We start from the raw sequence: 18625 nt of genomic DNA on the forward strand, positions 1-18625 counted from the left end.
AGGGGCAGCACCGTACCGGAAAGGTCAGGTGTTGCACTCAGTTTTTGCCGCCGCCATCTTTATTCATGGCTTTTTGGCCAGGCATACTGTTCTCCGTCGAACTCCTTGAACTCGCCATACTTCTTCCTTATGACGTACGAGAGCTGAAATCACAACGTGGGCCCGTAGTTATTTCCCGACTAGCGGAAATCACCTCACCAACAATCATACCAATCACGATTGAGTCTCTAAAGGAAAACATAAAAGAATTCAGCGATATAACTTATAAATGCGTAATATCCAACGACAGGACCTACGAAAGAATTAGTGAGTTAATTAGCGCAAGCGACGACGAATGGCTTCACATATCCACATCCTCTCAAGCATTTAATGAGCTTCATGATACAAGTACAGACCGATTCGAAAGCTACATTTTCAAACGCACTGATAAACTACTAGAAACCGGTGAGATTACGCAGGACTTCTTCGAATCAATATATGAGCTCGTTGGCCAGAAAAGGCCTCCATGGAAGCGCATTCAATTTCCTGCATATTCCCACGGAATAACCAGGCCAAATGAGATAATCGCGCACTCATTAGGAGCGGAGCTCTACCTTGAAAGAAAACTCGACGTGGGCTGCGCCGAAGAGTATATCCCCGCCGTCAATAAGTCGTGCAAGGCAATTAAAAGCCTGAGAAAAAAATTTGCTGCAACAGCACCAATTGAAACAGAGATATGCCTCACAACCGAGCCAATCGTCTGGAATCTCTATAAATCCGACATCGATAAAGAGCTATTTAACAATCTAAACGAGAGCAAAGAAACAATCCTCGCACTTCGCAATTTCGTTAAATCTGCCAGAAAGCCTAGCGGCTATACAAAACCAAGCCCAGTAAAGAGCACAAAAGAGCTGAAGCTACTACTCGAGAACGAAGCAACCTCCACATTCATAAGAATGTATCAACTAGAACTGCGAGCTTTTGGCGCCATTCTAGCAATCATGAATGCTCAATACATAACCCCAGTGCTGAGGGTTGAATCAAAAATAAACAACATAAAAGGCGATCTCATAAATCTAGCAGCGTGTGCCAGAGGAAATAGCCCGCACATAAAATTTAAGCTATGCAAGCTAGCATTGAGAACACAATTAAAAATGTGCTCACACCTTGCCCCAAAGTATAAAAAATTAATTGACGAGACACTTCCCGAGTTCTCTGGAATTTCATTGGTCGGCGACATCCCTCTTGAGTGGATTTCAACTCGCGGCCTTCCACTGTCGTTAAGGCATGATGTTAGCCGTGTACCTGCAACACCGGGAAATCTAAGTCTCTATCAGAGCCTGCGAGGTCAACATGTCAACATCTCAATATCACACCTTAAAGAAATACTTGTTGTAAGATCATTCGACACAAATGACAAAATAAAATATCATCTCGAGCGCGCGCTTGACCACTTCTCTAGCACAGATAAAAACTACCCAAAATACAAAATCATCGACGTAGAAACAGCCGAGGAATTTACCAAAGCGATAAACGACTTTAGCGGCGCGCTTATGATATTCGACGGCCACGGAACTATGGACAGAAACTCTGCCATCGGTTCAATCGTCGTAGGAGGAAAGGCAATTGACGTTTGGGAATTACGAGATTCGATACGGATGCCGCCCGTAGTATTGCTCAGTGCTTGCGACACTCTTCCTCTTGATGGGAATCATGGATCATCAGCTAATGGCATGCTTACACTCGGAGCAGTTACCGTGCTGGGTACCGTATTACCCGTGGATGCAGCCCGCTCAGCAATATTTATCAGTCGCTTACTGTTCCGAATATCCGAATACTTACCCATAATCGTAAATCGCGCAAGCTATGTCCCTTGGAGGTCATTCATGAGTGGAATGTTAAGAATGACCTTCTGTACTGAGCTAATATTCGCCCTAATCGAAGAAGCAAAAATAATATCTCACAGCGACTATGAAAGAATCCAGATGGTGGCAAATTTCTCCATTAATTCGCTAAATCCGAACTGGTACGATCTTGTCATATCAGAAATATGTACCTGCTCAGGATTAGAGAGAAATATTGTCCTGGAGAAGTGTCGATTCTGGGGAGCCATGGTTGACTCTCTAAAGTACATCCAACTAGGTCGCCCAGAAAAGATCAGATTAAGATCAAAGAGCATTTCAGAGGCAATGGAGATTCTTATGGAAAATAAAAAAATTTCGCCAACCTCAATTCCCACGATGAAACCCACTCCAAGCATCTTTTGAACAGTCGCACCCGTTAGGAATCCCATAGCTCAGCAATCAGTACATCTCCATCATACTGATTGCTGATCGCACACCTTTTTCTCCCTCCGGTCTCAAGTAGCTAACCTTCTGACTCTCCTCGTCTCAAATACGTGAGGAAAGCCTATGCAAGTCCAAGAAGGTTAGTGTCGGAAAATCGACGCTCTGTCGCTGAGAGTTCTGGAAGGCAGAGCGCGTGAGGACCTGATACGACCTCTGCGCCCCATACCAAGAGCAACTCAATCGTCCCCACCGGGAAGCACGACAGTGACCCGATCCAGATCATCGACCAGAGACCGCTGCCCGTAGTGCTTAAACCCGACACGCGCAGGCCAGCCAGTGCGATTGCGGTGAACGAACTCCGCACCCTCGACAATGACCGCATGCGCTTCGCGCACTGCCGGACGTAAGGCCGGACCGCAGCAGAGCGCGTATCGCCCCGCTGCTGGAAAGCGAATAGCCAGTGTCCGCGCCATCGAAGAACACGCGGTAGCAGATGGGAAAGCGGTCATTCTCGTCCTCCTCAATCTCAGCGTCGGCCATGATCGGTGCATCGTAACGTACCCCGTGCTCCAGCATCAGGCGCCCGATCTCGAACAGCACGCCCAGCTCCTCGTCGACCAACCTCCCACAGCGTACAGCCGTCGTGCCGCCTGACCATGCTCAAGCAGTCCTAGCGCAGATGGGCATACAGCGGAGAAAGTTCGGTCACCACCTCCGTCACGAGCGTTCCTTCGGCATTGGCGATGCCGGCAGCGAGCGAGTGATTGCCGCCATGCACCAGGGCCAGCCCGAATGGCAGCAGCAACTCCATCCGGTGATTGATATCTGCGCGCCAGTCGCCCATGCGCCGTGCTTGGCCGATGTGGGCGAGCGCATTCACCAGGCGCGAGCGCGTCCAGGGTACGGCCAGGACGGGATCTCGCCCGAGGCACAGGCGATAGAGTTCCGGCGCCGAACGGTCCACCATGTCATCAACCGTCTCTCCCACGGCCGTTACCCGCGCGAAAGGCGAGCCGAAGAAATCGGCCAGGTCATACGCCCCCCCCGCGCGCGCCGTGCGCATAGCGAAATGTCGCCAAGGTCATCGCCTGAAACGACGAAACGACGAAACGACGAAGCGCGCCATGCTGGGCAGGCGGATCGTCCGCCGCCACCTTTCGCGCCAGCGCCATGACATGCGTAAAATGCTCCCGCCGTATCGCCGCCTGTTCCGCCGGCCGCTGACAGAACACCCTCCCCAACCAGCTCGGCTTCCGAGCCTTGTCCCCATCGTTCATCACGGTCCGCTCCCTCTCGTCTTGTCGCATCCGATAGCCCGTGCCTAACGCCCAGGCCATGCCGCAATCCGGTTGCGCGGCGATGCGGATTGTTTAAGGCGTCGTCGCCCCCTCGTCGAGAGCATTTCGCCACTCCTCGCATTCGTGGATTGGCACATGTCGAAGCGTCTTCCTCTCTCAGCCGACAGGCAACATGCACCGGGCCTGCTCCCAGTTCTGGCGCTGCTGTGCCTTTGCGTTTCGGCACCGGCGAGCGCCGACACGCAGGAGCATGCGCGCCTCGCCGCAGCACTGCGCCAGCTCGACGCCATCGAGCGCCTGGTTGCCGAACAGCCCGGCGTCGATGAGCACGCACGCTACCACTTCGACTACTCCCGCCTGCGCGCCGACCTCGAGCACGTGAGCACCGGTATCCGCGACTACCTGAGCCCTTCCCGCGCGCAACCGCGCGACTCCGCCCAACTGCTCGGTGACTACCGGCAGAGCTATGGCGCGGCCACCGACACGGAGGCCGCGCCATGAGTCCCGCGCAAATCAGCGCCTTCCAGGCCAACAGCGGTATCACCGCCAGCGACGTGTCGGTCGTGCTCCTCGGCGCCGTGTTCGCGATGCTGCTCGCCTGGGGCGTGTGGGCGATGCGCACGGCCTATGCCGGCTGGGCGGAAGAACAGCTTTCCCACCGTCAGTTCCTCGCCGTCGTGGTGCGCTTCGCTGCGATGTACCTGGCGCTGACCTTTTTTCTGCTCTCGTAGAGGTCGCCATCATGACGTTGTTCTTCCGCACGTTCCGCGCTCGCCGTCTCCCCTACTTCATCGCACCGCCAATGCTCGCCGTACTGGCGCCGCTCGCGTATGCCGACCTGCCCACGCTGGAAAACCCATCGCGTGGCGCCGGCTCGGGGATCATGCAAACACTGCAGAACTACGGTTACGACATCGTGATGCTGATCGCCCTGCTGGTGGTCGCATCCATGTTCATCGGCGTCTGCTACCACGCGTACACCCGCTACGCCGAGATCCACATCGGGCGCTCGACGTGGGGGCAGTTCGGGCTGACCGTGGCCGTGGGCGCGATCCTCCTGGTCGTCGGTATCTGGCTGCTGACCGAAGCCATCGGCGTTCTGTGAAGCACGCGCCATGGCTGACGGCATCCTCATCGACGGCACGGTGGCGTTCCTGCCGCACCGCCTCAACCGCCATCCCGTGATCGTGCGCGGCCTGACCGCGAACGAGTTGTGGGTCTGCGCCGGCACGTCCGGCGCGGTCGGACTCGCCGCCGGCATTCCGCTGGCGGTAATGTTCTCCACGATCGCCATCGTCCCCACGGCCATCGTGCTGGCCGTCACCGCCGGCATATTCGTTGGCGGCAGCGCGCTGCGCCGGCTCAAACGCGGCCGCCCCGATGTCTGGCTGTACCGCCAAATGCAGTGGCGGATCGCACTCAAGCTGCCGCTGCTCGCGTCTTTCGTGGGTGGCCATCAGTTGGTGACCCGCTCCGGCTACTGGACCACGCGCAGGAGCAACGCGCTGTGAGCCGGTTCAAGAACGAGGTCGCGCACCTGCAGGCGCACGTCCGCACGCTGCGCGTCGCCGCCGGCGTGCTGGTCATGCTCGTGCTGGTCATGGGAGGCGGCTGGTGGAGTGCCCCGCGCGACCTGACCATTCACGTGCCACCGGATCTGCGCTCCGGCAGCACCCGGCCCTGGTGGGAAGTTCCGCCCGAATCGGTCTACGCGTTCGCGTTCTACGCCTGGCAGCAGCTCCAGCGTTGGCCCACCAATGGCGACGACGACTACCCGCGCAACCTGCATGCACTGTCGCCGTATTTCACGCCAGCCTGCCAGGCATTCCTGCAGCTGGACTACGAGTTTCGCCGCAACGCGGGCGAACTTCGCAAGCGCGTGCGCGGCATCTATGAAATCCCGGGGCGCGGCTACGGTGACAACCCCAGCCAGCGCGTGCGCACCGTGTCCGACCACGAATGGGTGGTGACCCTCGATGTCACCGCCGACGAGTACTACGGCGCAGAGCAGGTCAAGCGTGCCTTCGTGCGTTACCCGCTCAAGATCCAGCGTCTCGACGTCGATCCGAAGCGCAACCCCTTCGGGCTCGTCATCGACTGCTACGACGGCGCCCCGCAACGCATCGCAACCCCCACCGATACCGCGGCTTCCGCCACACCTCCACCGGAGGACACCCCATGAACCGTCGAATGCCGGTCGTCGCGGCGCTCGCGCTGGCCCTGTTCGGGCCCGCCCATGCCACCGAAATCCTGCGCTGGGAGCGCCTGCCGCTGGCCGTACCGCTCGTGGTCGGCCAGGAACGCATCGTCTTCGTGGATCGCAACGTGCGCATCGGTGTGCCGGGCACTGTCGCTGGTCGGCTGCGCGTGCAGAGCGCCGCCGGCGCCGTGTACCTGCTGGCGAGCGAACCGATCGAGCCGGTGCGGCTGCAGCTGCAGGACGCCGACACCGGCGCGGTGATCCTGCTCGACATCGCCGCCGAACCGGCCAGCGAGAACCAGCCGCCGCTGGAGCCCGTGCGTATCGTCGAAGGCTCAATGGCCAATGCGCGACAGCGCTCGGATCACGCTGAAACCGCCGACGACGAAGTCGGCACCGCCGCGCGCGCCCCACACCAGACACCCGTGCCGGTGGTGCTGACCCGCTACGCCGCGCAGAGCCTCTACGCGCCGCTGCGCACCGTCGAGCCGGTGCCGGGCATCGTGCGCGCCAACCTGCGCCGCGAGCTGGCGCTCGACACCCTGCTGCCCACCCTGCCGGTGCAGGCCCAAGCGCTCGCCGCCTGGCGCCTGGACGACCTCTGGGTCAGCGCGGTGCGGCTGCGCAACACCGCCGCGAGCTGGCTCGACCTGGACCCGCGGGCCCTGCAGGGCAGCTTCGCCACCGCCACGTTCCAGCACACGACCCTGGGCCCCGCCGGCACGCCCGAGGACACCACCGTCGTGTACCTCGTCACCCGCGGGCACGGGCTCACGCAGGCGCTGCTGCCGATGATCGCGCCCATCGACGCCTCGCTCAACCTGCCAACGCCGAACGCACCCGGCCTCGATGGAGGCGACGATGCACAGTAATGGCTTGCTCAAGTGGTTGATGATCCCGATGGCGCTCCTGCTGGTGTTCGTGGGCGTCAAGCTGTTCTCCGGCCGTGGCGAAGCGCCTGCGCCGCAGCAGGTCGAGAGCAGTCTGACGCCAGAAGAAGCGAAAGCGCTCGGCATCGAAGGCGACACACCTCGCGACACGGTGGCAACGCTGGTCGCGCAGGTCCGCCAGCTGCGCACCGAGCTGCAGACGGCGCTGTCCGACAACAAGAACCAGCGCGAGGAAAACGAGCGGCTGCGCCAACGCGAAAACGCCATCGACCGACGCATCCAGAGCGCACTCGATACCGAGCGCAACCAACTTCGGCAGGATCGCGAGCAGGTTACCGCCGAGCGGCAACGAACCCAGGGTCTGCTGCAGGAGCTGCAGCAGCGTCTCGACGGGATCGGCGGCGGCAAGGATGACCATGCCAACCTGCCGGTGGGACTCGGGCTGGAACCCGCTGACGGCGCCGAGGCCCTGCGCTGGGTCGAGCCGGACGACAGGCGCGACGATGGCAAACAGAGCGGCGCCGGCAACCTCGCCTTCCCGACCAACTTCGGCCCGGCGCAGACAACCTTCGAAACCACGGCCAGCTCCGCGATCAACGCCGGGCGCCGCGCGGTGGGTGCGCCGAACACCACCGCCGTCTACACCGTGCCGACGAACTCAACCTTGATGGGGTCGGTATCGATGACGGCGCTGATCGGCCGCGTACCCGTCGATGGAACCGTCACCGACCCGTTCCCCTTCAAAGTCCTGATCGGTGCCGACAACCTCACGGCAAACGGCATCGATATTCCCGACTTAGCGGGAGCCGTCGTCAGCGGCTCGGCATCGGGCGACTGGACGCTTTCCTGCGTGCGCGGGCAGATCCGGTCGATCACCTTCGTGTTCCAGGACGGCACCATCCGCACCCTCCCCGAAGAGGGCAAAGGCGGCGGCAGCCACCAGCAGCGCAGCAGCGACGACACCACGCAGGACGGCCTCGGCTGGATCAGCGACCCCTACGGCATTCCATGCGTATCGGGCGAGCGCCGCAGCAATGCCCAGCAGTATCTCGGCTCGCAGGCCCTGATCACCGCCGCTGGTGCCGGTGTCGCCTCACTGATCGATGCCGACGGCGGCAGCCAGATTTCGTACATGAACAGCGACGGTTCCATCGGCACCGTCGGCATCGGCGCCAACGAGGCCATGGGTCGCATCCTTGCCGGCGGCGTGCAGGACATGTCGCAGTGGGTCAACAAGCTCTACGGCCAAGCCTTCGCGGCCGTGTACGTCAAGCCCGGCGCCCGCGTCGCCGTCCATATCGAAGAACCGATCGCCATCGACTACGACCCGGTCGGGCGCCGGGTCGATCACCGCCTCGGAGGAAGCTCCCATGCGCAAGACCTGGACTGACGGCGTAGCGCTGCCGCTGCTGGCCGTCGTGCTCGCCCTCGGCGGCTGCGCCACCAGCAAGGAAGAACTCCTGCCGCACAACAACACCACCATGCTCGACATCTGGAACATCGAGACCGGCGGCAGCGCCGGCGGCGGCCAGGCCGCCCGACGGCTGCTCGATGCGCGCCAGTCGCTGCGCCGGCCGCTGACCGAGGCCGACGTGCAGGCTGCACCCGCCGAGCAGGCCCGCTACACACGCACGGCGCAGAACGAGATCTACCGGCAGTTCTGGCGCTTACCCAACCCCGATCTCGTGCTGTATGTGTTTCCGCACCTCGTCGGCACCAACCAGGTCCCGGTGCCGGGCTACTCGACGGTATTCCCCCTGTACCGGCAGGTGCAATACGCCCTGCCCGGCGAGCGGGTCGAGGACTACTGATGGCCCGGTCGCTGCGCAAACCGCGCACCGAGGACACCGTGTCCGACGACGCCTGGGCACGCCACGTCGCCGAGCTGCGCGCCCACGGCATTCCCGAGCCGGGCGCGGCAACCACCCGGCGGCAGCCCGCGACGCTGGCCGACGAGCAGGCGCTCTACGGCGTGTCGCCCTCGTTCGTCGATCTGCTGCCCTGGGTTGAATACCTGCCCGAGACACAGTGCATGCTGCTCGACGATGGCCTGTCCGTCGCCGCCTTCTACGAATTGCAGCCGGTCGGCACCGAAGGGCGCGAACCGGAGTGGCTGCTGCAGGTCCGTGACAGTCTGGAGAACGTGCTGCAAGACTCGTTCGACGAGCTGGACAACAACCCCTGGGTCGTCCAGATCTACGCTCAGGACGACCCGAGCTGGGATCAGTACCTCGACGAGCTGCGCGCCTACATCCAGCCCCGCGCCCAGAGCACCGCGTTCAGCGAGTTCTACCTGAACTTCTTCGCCCATCACCTGCGGGCCGTGGCGAAGCCTGGCGGGCTGTTCGAGGACAGCGCCGTCACCCGCTTGCCGTGGCGTGGGCAAACCCGGCGCACCCGGTTGGTCGTCTACCGCCGTGTCGGCCAGTCCCCCGGTCGCCGCGGGCAGACGCCCGAGCAGGCCCTCAACCTGGTCTGCGACCGCCTCGTTGGCGGGCTGACCCACGCCGGCGTGCGCTGCTGGCGCCTCGGCGCGGCCGACATCCACGCTTGGCTGCTGCGCTGGTTCAACCCCAACCCCACCCTGCTCGGCCACACCGCCGAGGATCGGGAGCGCTTCTACGCCCTGACCCGCTACCCGGACACAACGGCGGACGACGAGATCGAGCTGGCCAGCGGCATCGATTTCAGCCAGCGGCTGTTCTTCGGCCAGCCGCGCGCCGATGTCGACAAGGGGCTGTGGTACTTCAACGGCCAGCCTCACCGCACCATCACCGTGGACCGGCTACGCACCCCGCCCAGGACCGGGCACATCACCGGCGAGACGCGTACAGGCGACGCCATCAACGCCCTGATGGACCAGATGCCGGAAGATACCGTGATGTGCCTCACCTTGGTCATCACGCCGCAGGACATTCTCGAGGCGCAGCTCAACCATCTGTCCCGGAAGGCGGTTGGGGACACACTGGCGTCCGAACAAACCCGCCACGACGTGGCGCAGGCCCGCGGCCTGATCGGCAGCGCGCACAAGCTGTTTCGCGGCGCGTTGACCTTCTACCTGCGCGGCCGTGACGAGGCCGAGCTGGACGCGCGCGGCCTCAAGCTCGGCAACGTGCTGCTCGGCGCCGGCCTGCAGCCAGTGCGCGAGGAAGATGAAGTCGCGCCGCTGAACAGCTACCTGCGCTGGCTGCCCTGCGTTTACGACCCCGCGCTGGACAAGCGGCAATGGTACACCCAGCTGATGTTCGCCCAGCACGCGGCCAACCTCGCGGCGCTGTGGGGGCGCAGCCAGGGCACCGGGCATCCCGGCATTACCCTGTTCAATCGCGGCGGAGGGCCGATCACCTTCGATCCGCTCAGCCGCCTCGACCGGCAGATGAATGCGCACCTGTTCCTCGCCGGCCCTACCGGCTCGGGCAAGAGCGCGACCCTCAACAACCTACTCAACCAGGTCATGGCCATATACCGGCCGCGCCTGTTCATCGTCGAGGCCGGCAACTCGTTCGGCCTCTTCGGAGACTTCGCCGCAAGGCTGGGCCTCACGGTCAATCGCGTGAAGCTCGCACCCGGCGCGGGCGTGAGTCTCGCGCCGTTCGCCGACGCGTGGCGCCTGGTCGATACGCCGAGCCAGGTGCAGACGCTCGATGCCGACGCGCTGGATGACGAAGACGCCGCCGATGGCGACGAACAGCGCGACGTGCTCGGCGAGCTGGAGATCACCGCGCGGCTGATGATCACCGGCGGAGAAGAGCGCGAAGAAGCGCATATGACGCGCGCCGACCGCAGCCTGATTCGCCAGTGCATCCTCGATGCGGCGCAGCGCTGCCACAGTGAAGGTGACAAGCAGCGCACAGTGCTCACCGGCGACGTGCGCGACACGCTGCGGGAGCGAGGCCGCGACACCACGCTGCCGGAGATCCGGCGCGTCAGGTTGCTGGAAATGGCGGATGCGATGGACATGTTCTGCCAGGGCGCCGACGGCGACATGTTCAATCGCCCCGGCTCGCCCTGGCCGGAAGCCGACATCACCATCGTCGACCTGGCGACATACGCCCGCGAGGGCTACAACGCCCAGCTCTCGATCGCGTACATCTCGCTGATCAACGCCGTCAACAACATCGCCGAGCGCGACCAGTACCTGGGCCGCCCCATCGTCAACGTGACCGACGAAGGGCACGTGATCACGAAGAATCCGTTGCTGGCGCCCTACGTGGTGAAGATCACCAAGATGTGGCGTAAGCTCGGCGCCTGGTTCTGGCTCGCGACGCAAAACTTGGATGATTTGCCGAAAGCGGCCGAGCCGATGCTGAACATGATGGAATGGTGGCTCTGCTTGTCGATGCCAGCGGATGAAGTAGAAAAGATCGCGCGGTTCCGCGAACTCACGCCCGCGCAGAAAGCGCTGATGCTCTCGGCGCGCAAGGAGTCCGGCAAATTCTCGGAAGGCGTGATCCTCTCGCGCAGCATGGAGCTGTTGTTCCGCGCGGTGCCGCCAAGCCTGTACCTCGCGCTGGCACAGACCGAACCGGAGGAAAAAGCCGAGCGCTACCGGCTGATGCAACTGCACGGCATCAGCGAACTGGACGCGGCGCTCGCGGTCGCCGCGAACATCGACCGGGCGCGCGGCATCACCCCACTGACGCTGGACTGACCCGAGCTGGCCCTGCTCCATTGAGGCGCACGCACATGAAGAACGCTCGTATCTCTGGCAGAGTCCGCCGCGTCCCCAGCAGTCTCCCCACTGAAATGCACTACGAGGTCACGCGCCTGTTCTCATCGCCGCTGGGCTATCTGGTCGAGGTCGGACTGCCCAGGCGCCAGCCCGACGCGCCGGAACTGCTTCGCGAATGGCTGTGGGTCACCGATCAGTCCGTCACCAGCCTGCGGCTCCTGCACACCGACGAGGACCTAAGAGGGGTACGGGGTTTTCGCGAAGCCCGCCTGCAGCTCGATGACACGCACGCCCAACTGACCTGGCCGAACGGCGACCAGTTCACCCTTGCGGCAAACCGAAAGCTGGCGCTGCCGGCGAAGCAACGCCAGCTCATCCACAACCATTTGAGCTGAGTCGGCTTGCTCCCGCTGCCGGGGATAGATCTGACTCATACCGAGTGCACTACCCACATCGGAAGCCGCCCAGTCCCTCTGGTGTCCAAGCATGCCACGCATCTCATGCTGCATGAACACCTTGACCTTACGAAGCAATGCTCAGAGCAGCCTCATGGCGAAGAACACAGCGAGCCCGCCCGCAACACCGCCAAGCAGCCCACCAATAGCGCCCGCCCAAAACAGCTTCTCGGCCACCTCTCCCGCCGCCTGGTTTAGCTGCTTTGCCGCTCGCCCTGCGGCCCCGTTTGCGGACTCCAAAGCTTTGGTTATCACCTTCGATGCGTGTGTGACACTCTCCGAAAGGTTGCGATCGATCGCCTTCTCAACCGTACTGTCGATCCCATCGACTCGCTGTTGGAGTTTCGAGGTCGCATCGGCGACCGCAGCGGCGCCTCGCTTGACTTCATCCGCCTGCCGCTTGATTTCGGCGCCGCTATTCTCGGCGATGGTGATGAAGCTATTCAGTGCATCCGCAACGACAATGGCCCTCTCGTCAGTTACAGCCACTTTTCCTCTCCGTTTGACCTGAATCAGACATCCTACATTTCCTACCAAAGCGACATTCCCCGTCCCCTGGGTAGCTCCGGGCCTATGTCGTAATCCTGCGAGCGGCTCAATTCGGATTGCTCTTGCCGCTCTGCCAGCAACTCAAGCTGATAGCGTTGGAAAAGTTCACCACGCCGTAAGCGCAAATCCTCATACGAGGTGACCTGGGCATAAGCTAGTTGCCCCTTCTCGCTCAACTTGAGTATGAGAGAGCTGCTCTGCGGGCGCCCATCCGCTTTCCGGGACCTTCTTCCAGCCCTCCCTGCCGTGCCGCCATTACACATGGCTAGTACGTCCAGATACCCCATCTGCATCTCTTCAGAACAGCCTGCATCGCCTGTCAGAAGGGCATCGGCTGTCTGATCGACAAAGGAAGTGAAGTCCGTCGTTGTGGGCGCGTCCGAATAAGCATGTAGATAAGGAACGACACGGCTCACCAGCTCTTTTCCAGGAACGCTCGATTCCACGAACCAATGTACAGCCAGAGAAACTCTCTCGACATTCGTGGCATGTTTAACCGCGCGCTTCAAGATGCGCAGTTTTTCTTTTTCCTTGTCATCATTGCTCTCGGTTCGCTTGAACTCGATAACCCGCATCGCCCCCGGGTAATAGGCAAAAACGTCCGCAAGGCGCTTATCATCCGGAGTCTGTTGCAGCAGGTTCACGATCGGCATCAGGCCACCTGCCTGGGTTTTGCGACCAATCGCGAAACCCAGCGCATAGAGAAAATTCCCGATAACCACATTTTCGTAGAGTTTCATTCAGCGCCGCGCGAGCCTCTGCAGCGCCCCGTCTGGGTCATACACACGCAGCTGCACCGGTTGTCTGGCCGAGCTACTGTAGATCACCAAGTTGGTTCCCCCCGGCCGTGCCTGGGAGGGGAAGAGGATGCCGTCCAACCCCGCCGTTACCACGTCGTCGGCCATATACCAAGTCGGCGGCTCGACGGACTTGCCGAACCACTCCGCACGCCAATCCACCGCGAAGTCGGCCCACAATGACGGCCAGTGCTCGGGATCGTAGCCAGCGCTCAGATCAGCCACGCGCAGCCTGTTGGCAAAGAACGTGCAGATTGTGCCCGGGCGTAGCCACGGGTTGTCCTGCTTGTACTCCGCCAGCGCCGTCGCCTCGTCCAGCGACAGATACAACGCCTCCTGATCAGGACGATTGAACCGGCCGCCCTGGCGAGCTGCCCCCATGCCGGACAGGGGCGTACTCGCGTAGGCCGGAACGATAACCCTGTAGAAAGCCTCGTCGCCATTCTCGCCGAGCGTCGTGGAAATCATCCGGCGGCGCCACTGGCGAGGGATTCGAGGTAGGCGATAACCGCCTCGGCCCGCCCCTCTTGGATCAGAGCATCGGCAGTCTTGTAGCCAAACGCCCGCAGCGGCTCATTGCGCAGCAGGAAGACCGCCCGGTCGAGGTCTCCGGTCATCTCGGTGGCAACAGCCAGCACCCGCACCATGTCCTGCAGGTACTTCTGCAACTGCGGCGCCTGGGGGCGCGCGGTCGGAGTGTTGCGATGCACGTGCGCGCGCTCCGCCAGCTCTTGCACCCGAAAGCCGAAGAACTCTCCCACCTTGGCAGGTGACAGATAAGGAGTATTGGGCTCGCGAAAGCGCTCGACGAAGGGTTCTTGCAATGCAGTGTTCATGGCATATCACCTGATGCAACGACCATGCACTTATTCTGCACTCAAAGCGTTTTTTACGCAAACCACTCTATGGGCAAGCTCGCCCCGCTCGTAGCCGGTCAGGGGCCGCCACCCTCCACGCCAGCATCGCGGTCTTGGCCTAAGGCGGACAGCACCTGTCCGGCCGGGCGACCCGCTAGCACCAACTTGCGCGGCACCATGCGCTGCAGGCGCACGATCACCTTGCCCAGGCGCACCGTGCGCGACGAACCCGTGGTGTGCTGCCCTTGTCAGTACGACGAGCTGACGGCCTGCCCGGAGAGCGACCGTCCCCACGCCATTATCCGCGAGCAAGGTGGCGAAGCCTTGCACGACGACATCAGCACCACACCGACATTGCACCAGCAGGGCGACCGCACCTTGCTGCTGCCCGGCCAGCTAGAGAGCGATACCCGGCTGTCCTGGCTCAATCTTCTCTTGGGAAGCTAGAAAACCACACCGTCACACCATGACACCGCGACTGACTTATTGAGCTCGCCGGTCAATAGGTCCGGAGCCGCTCGCCAAGAGCATGTTGAAAAGTTGGCGACCGCGCCGACCGCACGGTGCCAGACGTATCCATCCCACCCAGATACCTGAAATCGGCCCGAGCAATTCCCGATTCTTTGTCATGCTTCGCATTCATCTGCGTTCGACTATCGCTGCAACCAGGTAGCCAAGGTCTTCGAGGTTACGGCGCCGCACTGCCGCGCTGACCACCCCGTTCGCATCGCATCCACACGCGAACTGCCACTGCATCCCGCAGTGACCGATGCCATCTACTCCTCAACTCACCACCATTATCCCTGGAGGGAAAGCCCTCCTGTGGGCGCACCTCCACTTGCCCCCACAGAGGTCTTCCCATGCTTACTTCCCTCGCTCTGATCGACTCTCCTGCGCAACCGCACCTCTCGCCAGTCCTCGCACGCGAGAACCGCATCATTAAGCAAGCCATTGAACTATTGGAGCGCCGACTGTTCACCGATGGTCCTCACCTGCTCGCTCCGGAGGCTGCCAGCGATTACCTTCGACTGACACTGATGTCGGAGCCCAGCGAGGTTTTCGTCGCAGTGTTTCTCTCCTCAAAGCACCAGGTCATCGCCTGTGAAACGCTGTTCAGGGGCACGATCGATGAGGCGCAGGTGCATCCCCGAGTGGTGGTGCAGCGGGCGTTGGCTCACAACGCTGCAGCCCTGATCGTCGCCCACCAGCACCCATCCGGCTGTACGGAACCTTCGGTCTCGGATGAGATACTTACCAAGCGCCTACGCACTGCGCTGGACTGCGTGGATGTGCGGCTACTGGATCACCTCATTATCGGCAAGGGCGATCCGTACTCGTTCGCTTCAGCCGCTCTGCTCTAGTCCACCTGAGCATCCATATGTCCAATTCATACGGGAGCCACTCGGCTCCCCGCTTTTTCTCCAGAACACCCTTTAAATCGGAACACCACAATTCCCGTTTGTTTGTCGTTGAGAATCCTTCCTTCGATTCAACTACCGCAACGTCCAACGCCACGGTAGTTCGACATGCCAACGCCCCACGCTTGTCCACCCCTCGCGCGGAAATCCGCTCTCGCTCTTACCGCAGGCCTCTGCGCCGCGCTGCTCGGTCCGATGGTGCTGGCCAACGACATCCTGGCCGTCACCGATAGCCGCCATCCCGTCCATGCACCCGCCGGTGTCCGGGTCATCGAGCTGGACCTGCCCACGCGGATCGAGGCCGAACTGACGGCCGATCTCTCCAGCGATGCGCAGCGCAGCGCCGCCCTCATACAGCGGCGCTTGCGCGACGGTGGTGTCGTGCTCCAGCAACGCATCGGCTCGGCCTACCAAGGCGTGGTAGATGCCTGGAGCCTGGGTATCACGATGATTCCCGCCGTGGTGGTGGATAAACGCTATGTGGTTTATGGCGAGCCGGACGTCGCATCGGCCGTTGCGCTCATCGAAGCGCACAGGAGAGCACAGCCATGATGTGTTCTCGCCGCCTGCGCGCCGGCATCGCCGCCATCCTGCTGACGGCGGCCTCGGCGTCGTTCGCGCTCAACACCGCGACGATCGTGTCGTCGGTGCTCTCCCCCGCCTGCCTGGAGTACCGTGTGGCCGGCATTTGCTACTGGCTGTACTGCACCTACGGCGGCTGCTCGGTGCGCACGTCCGTGAAGGTCAGGCACTACGTGCCCGATGCCGTGGTATCCAGCTACAACAATACCGGGGAGAACCCATGGATCGAGGTTCGCTCCATGAGCATGCCCAATGCCTCAGCCCAAGCTGGTGGCGATGGAGCGACGAACCACGACAACGAGAACAACCTGGCTAAGTTCAAAAACGCTGATGTGATCGGCCACCCCGGCGGCTATTTGTTCAGTCAGTTCATGTCGTCCTCCGGCTATGCCTGCAAGGGCGCCGGCACCGCCTTCATGCCCTACCTGCTGAGCGTCTACGACACGCTGGCCTGGCGCTACAACATTCCGGAGATGTTCTACCCCGAGGCGCTAACGCCCGGAATGCGTGAGATCGGGACACGCTCGGAGCGCAACTTGTGGGGGAACGTTTATCCGCGAGGTGGTTTCCTGCATCAGGTCAACGACTACCAGAGTGGCGCCGTCGTTGCGCAGCGCGCCGGCGACATCGTCACGCGCCGTGGCCAGCTCCATGTCTACCAGCCCCTGCTCGCCAACGAAGAGGACGGCTACTGGCCAGCTGGCGAACTGATCGAAACTGATGCAGAGACGGGCAAGTGGCAGGAGCTGACGCCCACGCTCTCCAGCACCTGCGCCGTCTTTCCCCACTCCTACGGCCAGATACAGGCACAAAGGGGCGATTACGCCTGGGCACTGTGGCGGCCGTATGCCTGCTGCGAGCGTGAAGGCCAGGTATTCCTGGGCAGCACCGACTTCCAGTGAGGCAAGCCATGAATCGTCACGCTGCTCCTTCTTCTTTCATCAGCAGGCATATCGCCCTGCTCGGCTGCGCACTCGCGCTGGCCGGGCCGGCGGCCGGCGCGCAGACCAGCGTCAACGAGTACGGCGTGCAGCACCAGGGCGCCGTCATCGGTGACGACGTGCTGTACAGCATCGGTGGCGGCCGCGCGGTGTCGATGACGCCCGCCAGCAACATGCGCTCCATCGGTGTCGGCATCGGTTGGAACAGCAACCTGATCTGCGGCGACATGAGCCTCAGCACGACGATCCAAAACCAGCTGAACGGCCTGACTAGCGGATTTCAGACGATCATGTCGAATGTGATCCAGAACACCACGGCTGCTGTGGCGTCGCTGCCTGCCCTGATCATCCAGCGCGCCGATCCCGGCCTGTACAACCTGCTGACTAACGGCATCTTGCAGGCGCGACTGGACTTCGACCGCTCCAAGCTGACCTGCCGCGCGATGGCCGAGAAAATGGCGGACGTGGCCGGCGGCCAGGTTGGATGGAGCCAGATCGCCGATGGCATGGTGCTCAAGCAGGCCGTCGCTAGCACTGACGCGGTATCCGCCATCGAGCAGACGGAAACGAGCCGCGGCAACGAAGGGGTGACCTGGGTCGGCGGCGACAACGCGGGTGGGTCGGGGCAGCGCCCTATCCGCATCGTCAGCGATGTCACCCGCGCTGGCTACAACCTGGTCAACGGGCGCGATGCCACCGACAGCAGCGCGATCGATCTCGGCAACTGCGGTGGCAACCTGACCTGCCAGACCTGGAGCTCGCCTGACGCGGCTGCGGCCTGGGCCGTGCGGGTGCTCGGTGATCAGGAACAACGCACCTGCGAAAGCTGCCCCACGACTGTCACGGTTCCAGGTGTAGGCCTGACCCCACTGATTCAAGAAGAGTACGAAACCAAGCTCGAAGTCCTGCGAGAGCTTATCGTCGGCAGCCGGCCCATGAGCGCCGACAACCTGCAGGCGGCCGGCAGCGCGTCGCTGCCGATCACCCGCGGCGTCATCGAAGCGCTGCGCGACGAACCAGACCAGAACATCCTGACCCGTCGCCTCGCCTCGGAAGTCGCGCTCGCCGGCGTGCTGGAGAAGGCCCTGCTGCTGCAGCGCACGCTGCTGACCGGACGCAAAGAGCCGAACGTCGCGGCAAACGAGCTGGCCCAGAAGGCAGTGACACATGAGAGCGACATGCTCGATCGCGAGATCCACAACCTGAAAACCGAACTGGAACTGCGCCGCGAGCTGGCAGGCAATTCGCCGACGGCGATCATCCAGCGCCACAGCACCCGTTCGGCAGGCTCGCGCGGAGTCTACCAAGGCGATCCCACGCGCGACCGGCTGGATCAGCTGCAGCGGCCACCGAGCGGCGGCGGCACGCCATGAACATGAGCGGCGTTCGGCGCGCGGGTCTGGTGCTGCTGTGGGTCTTCCTGCTGCTGATCTCGGCGGCCACGGTCAACGTGATCGGCATTCACCTGGCCGGCAGCATCAAGGGCTGGGAGCGGTGGCTGGCGGCGCACGCCGGATACTTCCTTGTCTGGCGTCTGCTGCTGTACGGCGGCACAGCCTGGGGCTGGCTGTGGATGCGCCGGCGTGTGCTGGCGCGAGAGCCTGGGGCAGACACACGACGGCGCCTGCTGCGCGCCGAGATCGCCGCCGTGCTCGCGATCGCGGCATTGGAAGTCAGCCTGCTCACGCTGGGATGAGGT

24 protein-coding genes are annotated in these 18625 nt (G+C 62.3%); 17 read left to right on the plus strand and 7 right to left on the minus strand.

Annotated features, from left to right (window positions below):
- Nucleotides 1–2246: hypothetical protein (locus MJ643_RS04415; protein WP_247726601.1), on the plus strand; the 2246-nt coding region annotated here is incomplete at its 5' end.
- 330 nt (nucleotides 2247–2576) lie between these two features.
- On the opposite strand, the gene MJ643_RS04420 is transcribed toward MJ643_RS04415, so the two are convergent.
- The 3 genes from MJ643_RS04420 to MJ643_RS04430 all read right to left on the minus strand — a co-directional run bounded on the left by MJ643_RS04420 (nucleotide 2577) and on the right by MJ643_RS04430 (nucleotide 3544).
- Complete coding sequence (locus MJ643_RS04420) at nucleotides 2577–2867, minus strand: hypothetical protein (RefSeq protein WP_247726602.1); 291 nt, start codon at nucleotides 2865–2867, stop codon at nucleotides 2577–2579.
- Nucleotides 2868–2937: 70 nt separating this feature from the next.
- Nucleotides 2938–3330 (minus strand): DUF6710 family protein, encoded by a 393-nt coding sequence (locus MJ643_RS04425; RefSeq protein ID WP_247726603.1) that lies wholly within the window; start codon nucleotides 3328–3330, stop codon nucleotides 2938–2940.
- Entirely contained in the window at nucleotides 3299–3544 is a 246-nt protein-coding gene (locus MJ643_RS04430; protein WP_247726604.1) for a hypothetical protein, read from the minus strand. Before MJ643_RS04430 ends, MJ643_RS04425 begins: the two co-directional genes overlap by 32 nt.
- Before the next feature lie 156 nt (nucleotides 3545–3700).
- Here MJ643_RS04430 and MJ643_RS04435 point away from each other — a divergent pair, with 156 nt between their 5' ends.
- The 10 genes from MJ643_RS04435 to MJ643_RS04480 all read left to right on the plus strand — a co-directional run bounded on the left by MJ643_RS04435 (nucleotide 3701) and on the right by MJ643_RS04480 (nucleotide 11722).
- A complete protein-coding gene (locus MJ643_RS04435; protein WP_247726605.1) occupies nucleotides 3701–4066 on the plus strand; it encodes an RAQPRD family integrative conjugative element protein in 366 nt (121 codons plus the stop codon).
- Nucleotides 4063–4296: a TIGR03758 family integrating conjugative element protein gene (locus MJ643_RS04440; protein WP_247726606.1), complete on the plus strand. Its 234-nt coding sequence runs from the start codon at nucleotides 4063–4065 to the stop codon at nucleotides 4294–4296. The genes MJ643_RS04435 and MJ643_RS04440 overlap by 4 nt, the downstream gene beginning before the upstream one ends.
- A 71-nt stretch (nucleotides 4297–4367) precedes the next feature.
- Nucleotides 4368–4670: a TIGR03745 family integrating conjugative element membrane protein gene (locus tag MJ643_RS04445; RefSeq protein ID WP_247726704.1), complete on the plus strand. Its 303-nt coding sequence runs from the start codon at nucleotides 4368–4370 to the stop codon at nucleotides 4668–4670.
- Nucleotides 4671–4680: 10 nt separating this feature from the next.
- Nucleotides 4681–5076: a TIGR03750 family conjugal transfer protein gene (locus MJ643_RS04450; protein ID WP_247726607.1), complete on the plus strand. Its 396-nt coding sequence runs from the start codon at nucleotides 4681–4683 to the stop codon at nucleotides 5074–5076.
- Nucleotides 5073–5747: a PFL_4703 family integrating conjugative element protein gene (locus MJ643_RS04455; protein WP_247726608.1), complete on the plus strand. Its 675-nt coding sequence runs from the start codon at nucleotides 5073–5075 to the stop codon at nucleotides 5745–5747. The genes MJ643_RS04450 and MJ643_RS04455 overlap by 4 nt, the downstream gene beginning before the upstream one ends.
- Nucleotides 5744–6637, plus strand: a complete 894-nt coding sequence (locus MJ643_RS04460; protein WP_247726609.1) for a TIGR03749 family integrating conjugative element protein — start codon at nucleotides 5744–5746, stop codon at nucleotides 6635–6637. The genes MJ643_RS04455 and MJ643_RS04460 overlap by 4 nt, the downstream gene beginning before the upstream one ends.
- Entirely contained in the window at nucleotides 6627–8045 is a 1419-nt protein-coding gene (locus MJ643_RS04465) for a TIGR03752 family integrating conjugative element protein (protein WP_247726610.1), read from the plus strand. Before MJ643_RS04460 ends, MJ643_RS04465 begins: the two co-directional genes overlap by 11 nt.
- Entirely contained in the window at nucleotides 8026–8466 is a 441-nt protein-coding gene (locus tag MJ643_RS04470) for a TIGR03751 family conjugal transfer lipoprotein (protein ID WP_172441164.1), read from the plus strand. The genes MJ643_RS04465 and MJ643_RS04470 overlap by 20 nt, the downstream gene beginning before the upstream one ends.
- Nucleotides 8466–11306 (plus strand): conjugative transfer ATPase, encoded by a 2841-nt coding sequence (locus tag MJ643_RS04475; protein ID WP_247726611.1) that lies wholly within the window; start codon nucleotides 8466–8468, stop codon nucleotides 11304–11306. Before MJ643_RS04470 ends, MJ643_RS04475 begins: the two co-directional genes overlap by 1 nt.
- Before the next feature lie 35 nt (nucleotides 11307–11341).
- Nucleotides 11342–11722, plus strand: coding sequence for a hypothetical protein (locus MJ643_RS04480; RefSeq protein ID WP_247726612.1), 381 nt, complete (start codon nucleotides 11342–11344; stop codon nucleotides 11720–11722).
- Nucleotides 11723–11863: 141 nt separating this feature from the next.
- On the opposite strand, the gene MJ643_RS04485 is transcribed toward MJ643_RS04480, so the two are convergent.
- From MJ643_RS04485 to MJ643_RS04500, 4 genes are read right to left on the minus strand one after another with little or no spacing between them, the layout of a single operon-like run.
- Complete coding sequence (locus tag MJ643_RS04485; RefSeq protein WP_247726613.1) at nucleotides 11864–12271, minus strand: hypothetical protein; 408 nt, start codon at nucleotides 12269–12271, stop codon at nucleotides 11864–11866.
- A 41-nt stretch (nucleotides 12272–12312) separates the two neighbouring features.
- Nucleotides 12313–13071, minus strand: coding sequence for a hypothetical protein (locus MJ643_RS04490; RefSeq protein ID WP_247726614.1), 759 nt, complete (start codon nucleotides 13069–13071; stop codon nucleotides 12313–12315).
- On the minus strand, nucleotides 13072–13596 hold the full coding sequence (locus tag MJ643_RS04495) for an RES family NAD+ phosphorylase (protein WP_247726615.1): 525 nt from the start codon (nucleotides 13594–13596) through the stop codon (nucleotides 13072–13074).
- Nucleotides 13593–13964 carry an antitoxin Xre/MbcA/ParS toxin-binding domain-containing protein gene (locus tag MJ643_RS04500; RefSeq protein ID WP_172441168.1) on the minus strand — a complete coding sequence of 124 codons (372 nt, stop codon included), beginning with the start codon at nucleotides 13962–13964 and terminating at the stop codon, nucleotides 13593–13595. The genes MJ643_RS04495 and MJ643_RS04500 overlap by 4 nt, the downstream gene beginning before the upstream one ends.
- 237 nt (nucleotides 13965–14201) lie before the next feature.
- Between MJ643_RS04500 and MJ643_RS04505 the strand changes: the two genes are divergently transcribed.
- The 6 genes from MJ643_RS04505 to MJ643_RS04530 all read left to right on the plus strand — a co-directional run bounded on the left by MJ643_RS04505 (nucleotide 14202) and on the right by MJ643_RS04530 (nucleotide 18622).
- Complete coding sequence (locus MJ643_RS04505; RefSeq protein ID WP_247726616.1) at nucleotides 14202–14432, plus strand: hypothetical protein; 231 nt, start codon at nucleotides 14202–14204, stop codon at nucleotides 14430–14432.
- Between the two features lie 413 nt (nucleotides 14433–14845).
- Nucleotides 14846–15346 carry a DNA repair protein RadC gene (gene radC, locus MJ643_RS04510; protein WP_247726617.1) on the plus strand — a complete coding sequence of 167 codons (501 nt, stop codon included), beginning with the start codon at nucleotides 14846–14848 and terminating at the stop codon, nucleotides 15344–15346.
- 252 nt (nucleotides 15347–15598) lie between these two features.
- A complete protein-coding gene (locus tag MJ643_RS04515) occupies nucleotides 15599–15955 on the plus strand; it encodes a TIGR03757 family integrating conjugative element protein (RefSeq protein WP_247726705.1) in 357 nt (118 codons plus the stop codon).
- Nucleotides 15952–16887, plus strand: a complete 936-nt coding sequence (locus MJ643_RS04520; protein ID WP_247726618.1) for a TIGR03756 family integrating conjugative element protein — start codon at nucleotides 15952–15954, stop codon at nucleotides 16885–16887. Before MJ643_RS04515 ends, MJ643_RS04520 begins: the two co-directional genes overlap by 4 nt.
- A gap of 8 nt (nucleotides 16888–16895) precedes the next feature.
- Entirely contained in the window at nucleotides 16896–18299 is a 1404-nt protein-coding gene (locus tag MJ643_RS04525) for an integrating conjugative element protein (RefSeq protein WP_247726619.1), read from the plus strand.
- The gene (locus tag MJ643_RS04530) at nucleotides 18296–18622 is read left to right on the plus strand and encodes a hypothetical protein (protein WP_247726620.1); all 327 of its coding nucleotides are present in this window, start codon (nucleotides 18296–18298) and stop codon (nucleotides 18620–18622) included. Before MJ643_RS04525 ends, MJ643_RS04530 begins: the two co-directional genes overlap by 4 nt.
- Nucleotides 18623–18625: the final 3 nt, after the last annotated feature.

The sequence above is a fragment of the Pseudomonas sp. PNPG3 genome, from assembly GCF_023093815.1.
GTDB classification, from domain to species: domain Bacteria; phylum Pseudomonadota; class Gammaproteobacteria; order Pseudomonadales; family Pseudomonadaceae; genus Aquipseudomonas; species Aquipseudomonas asiatica.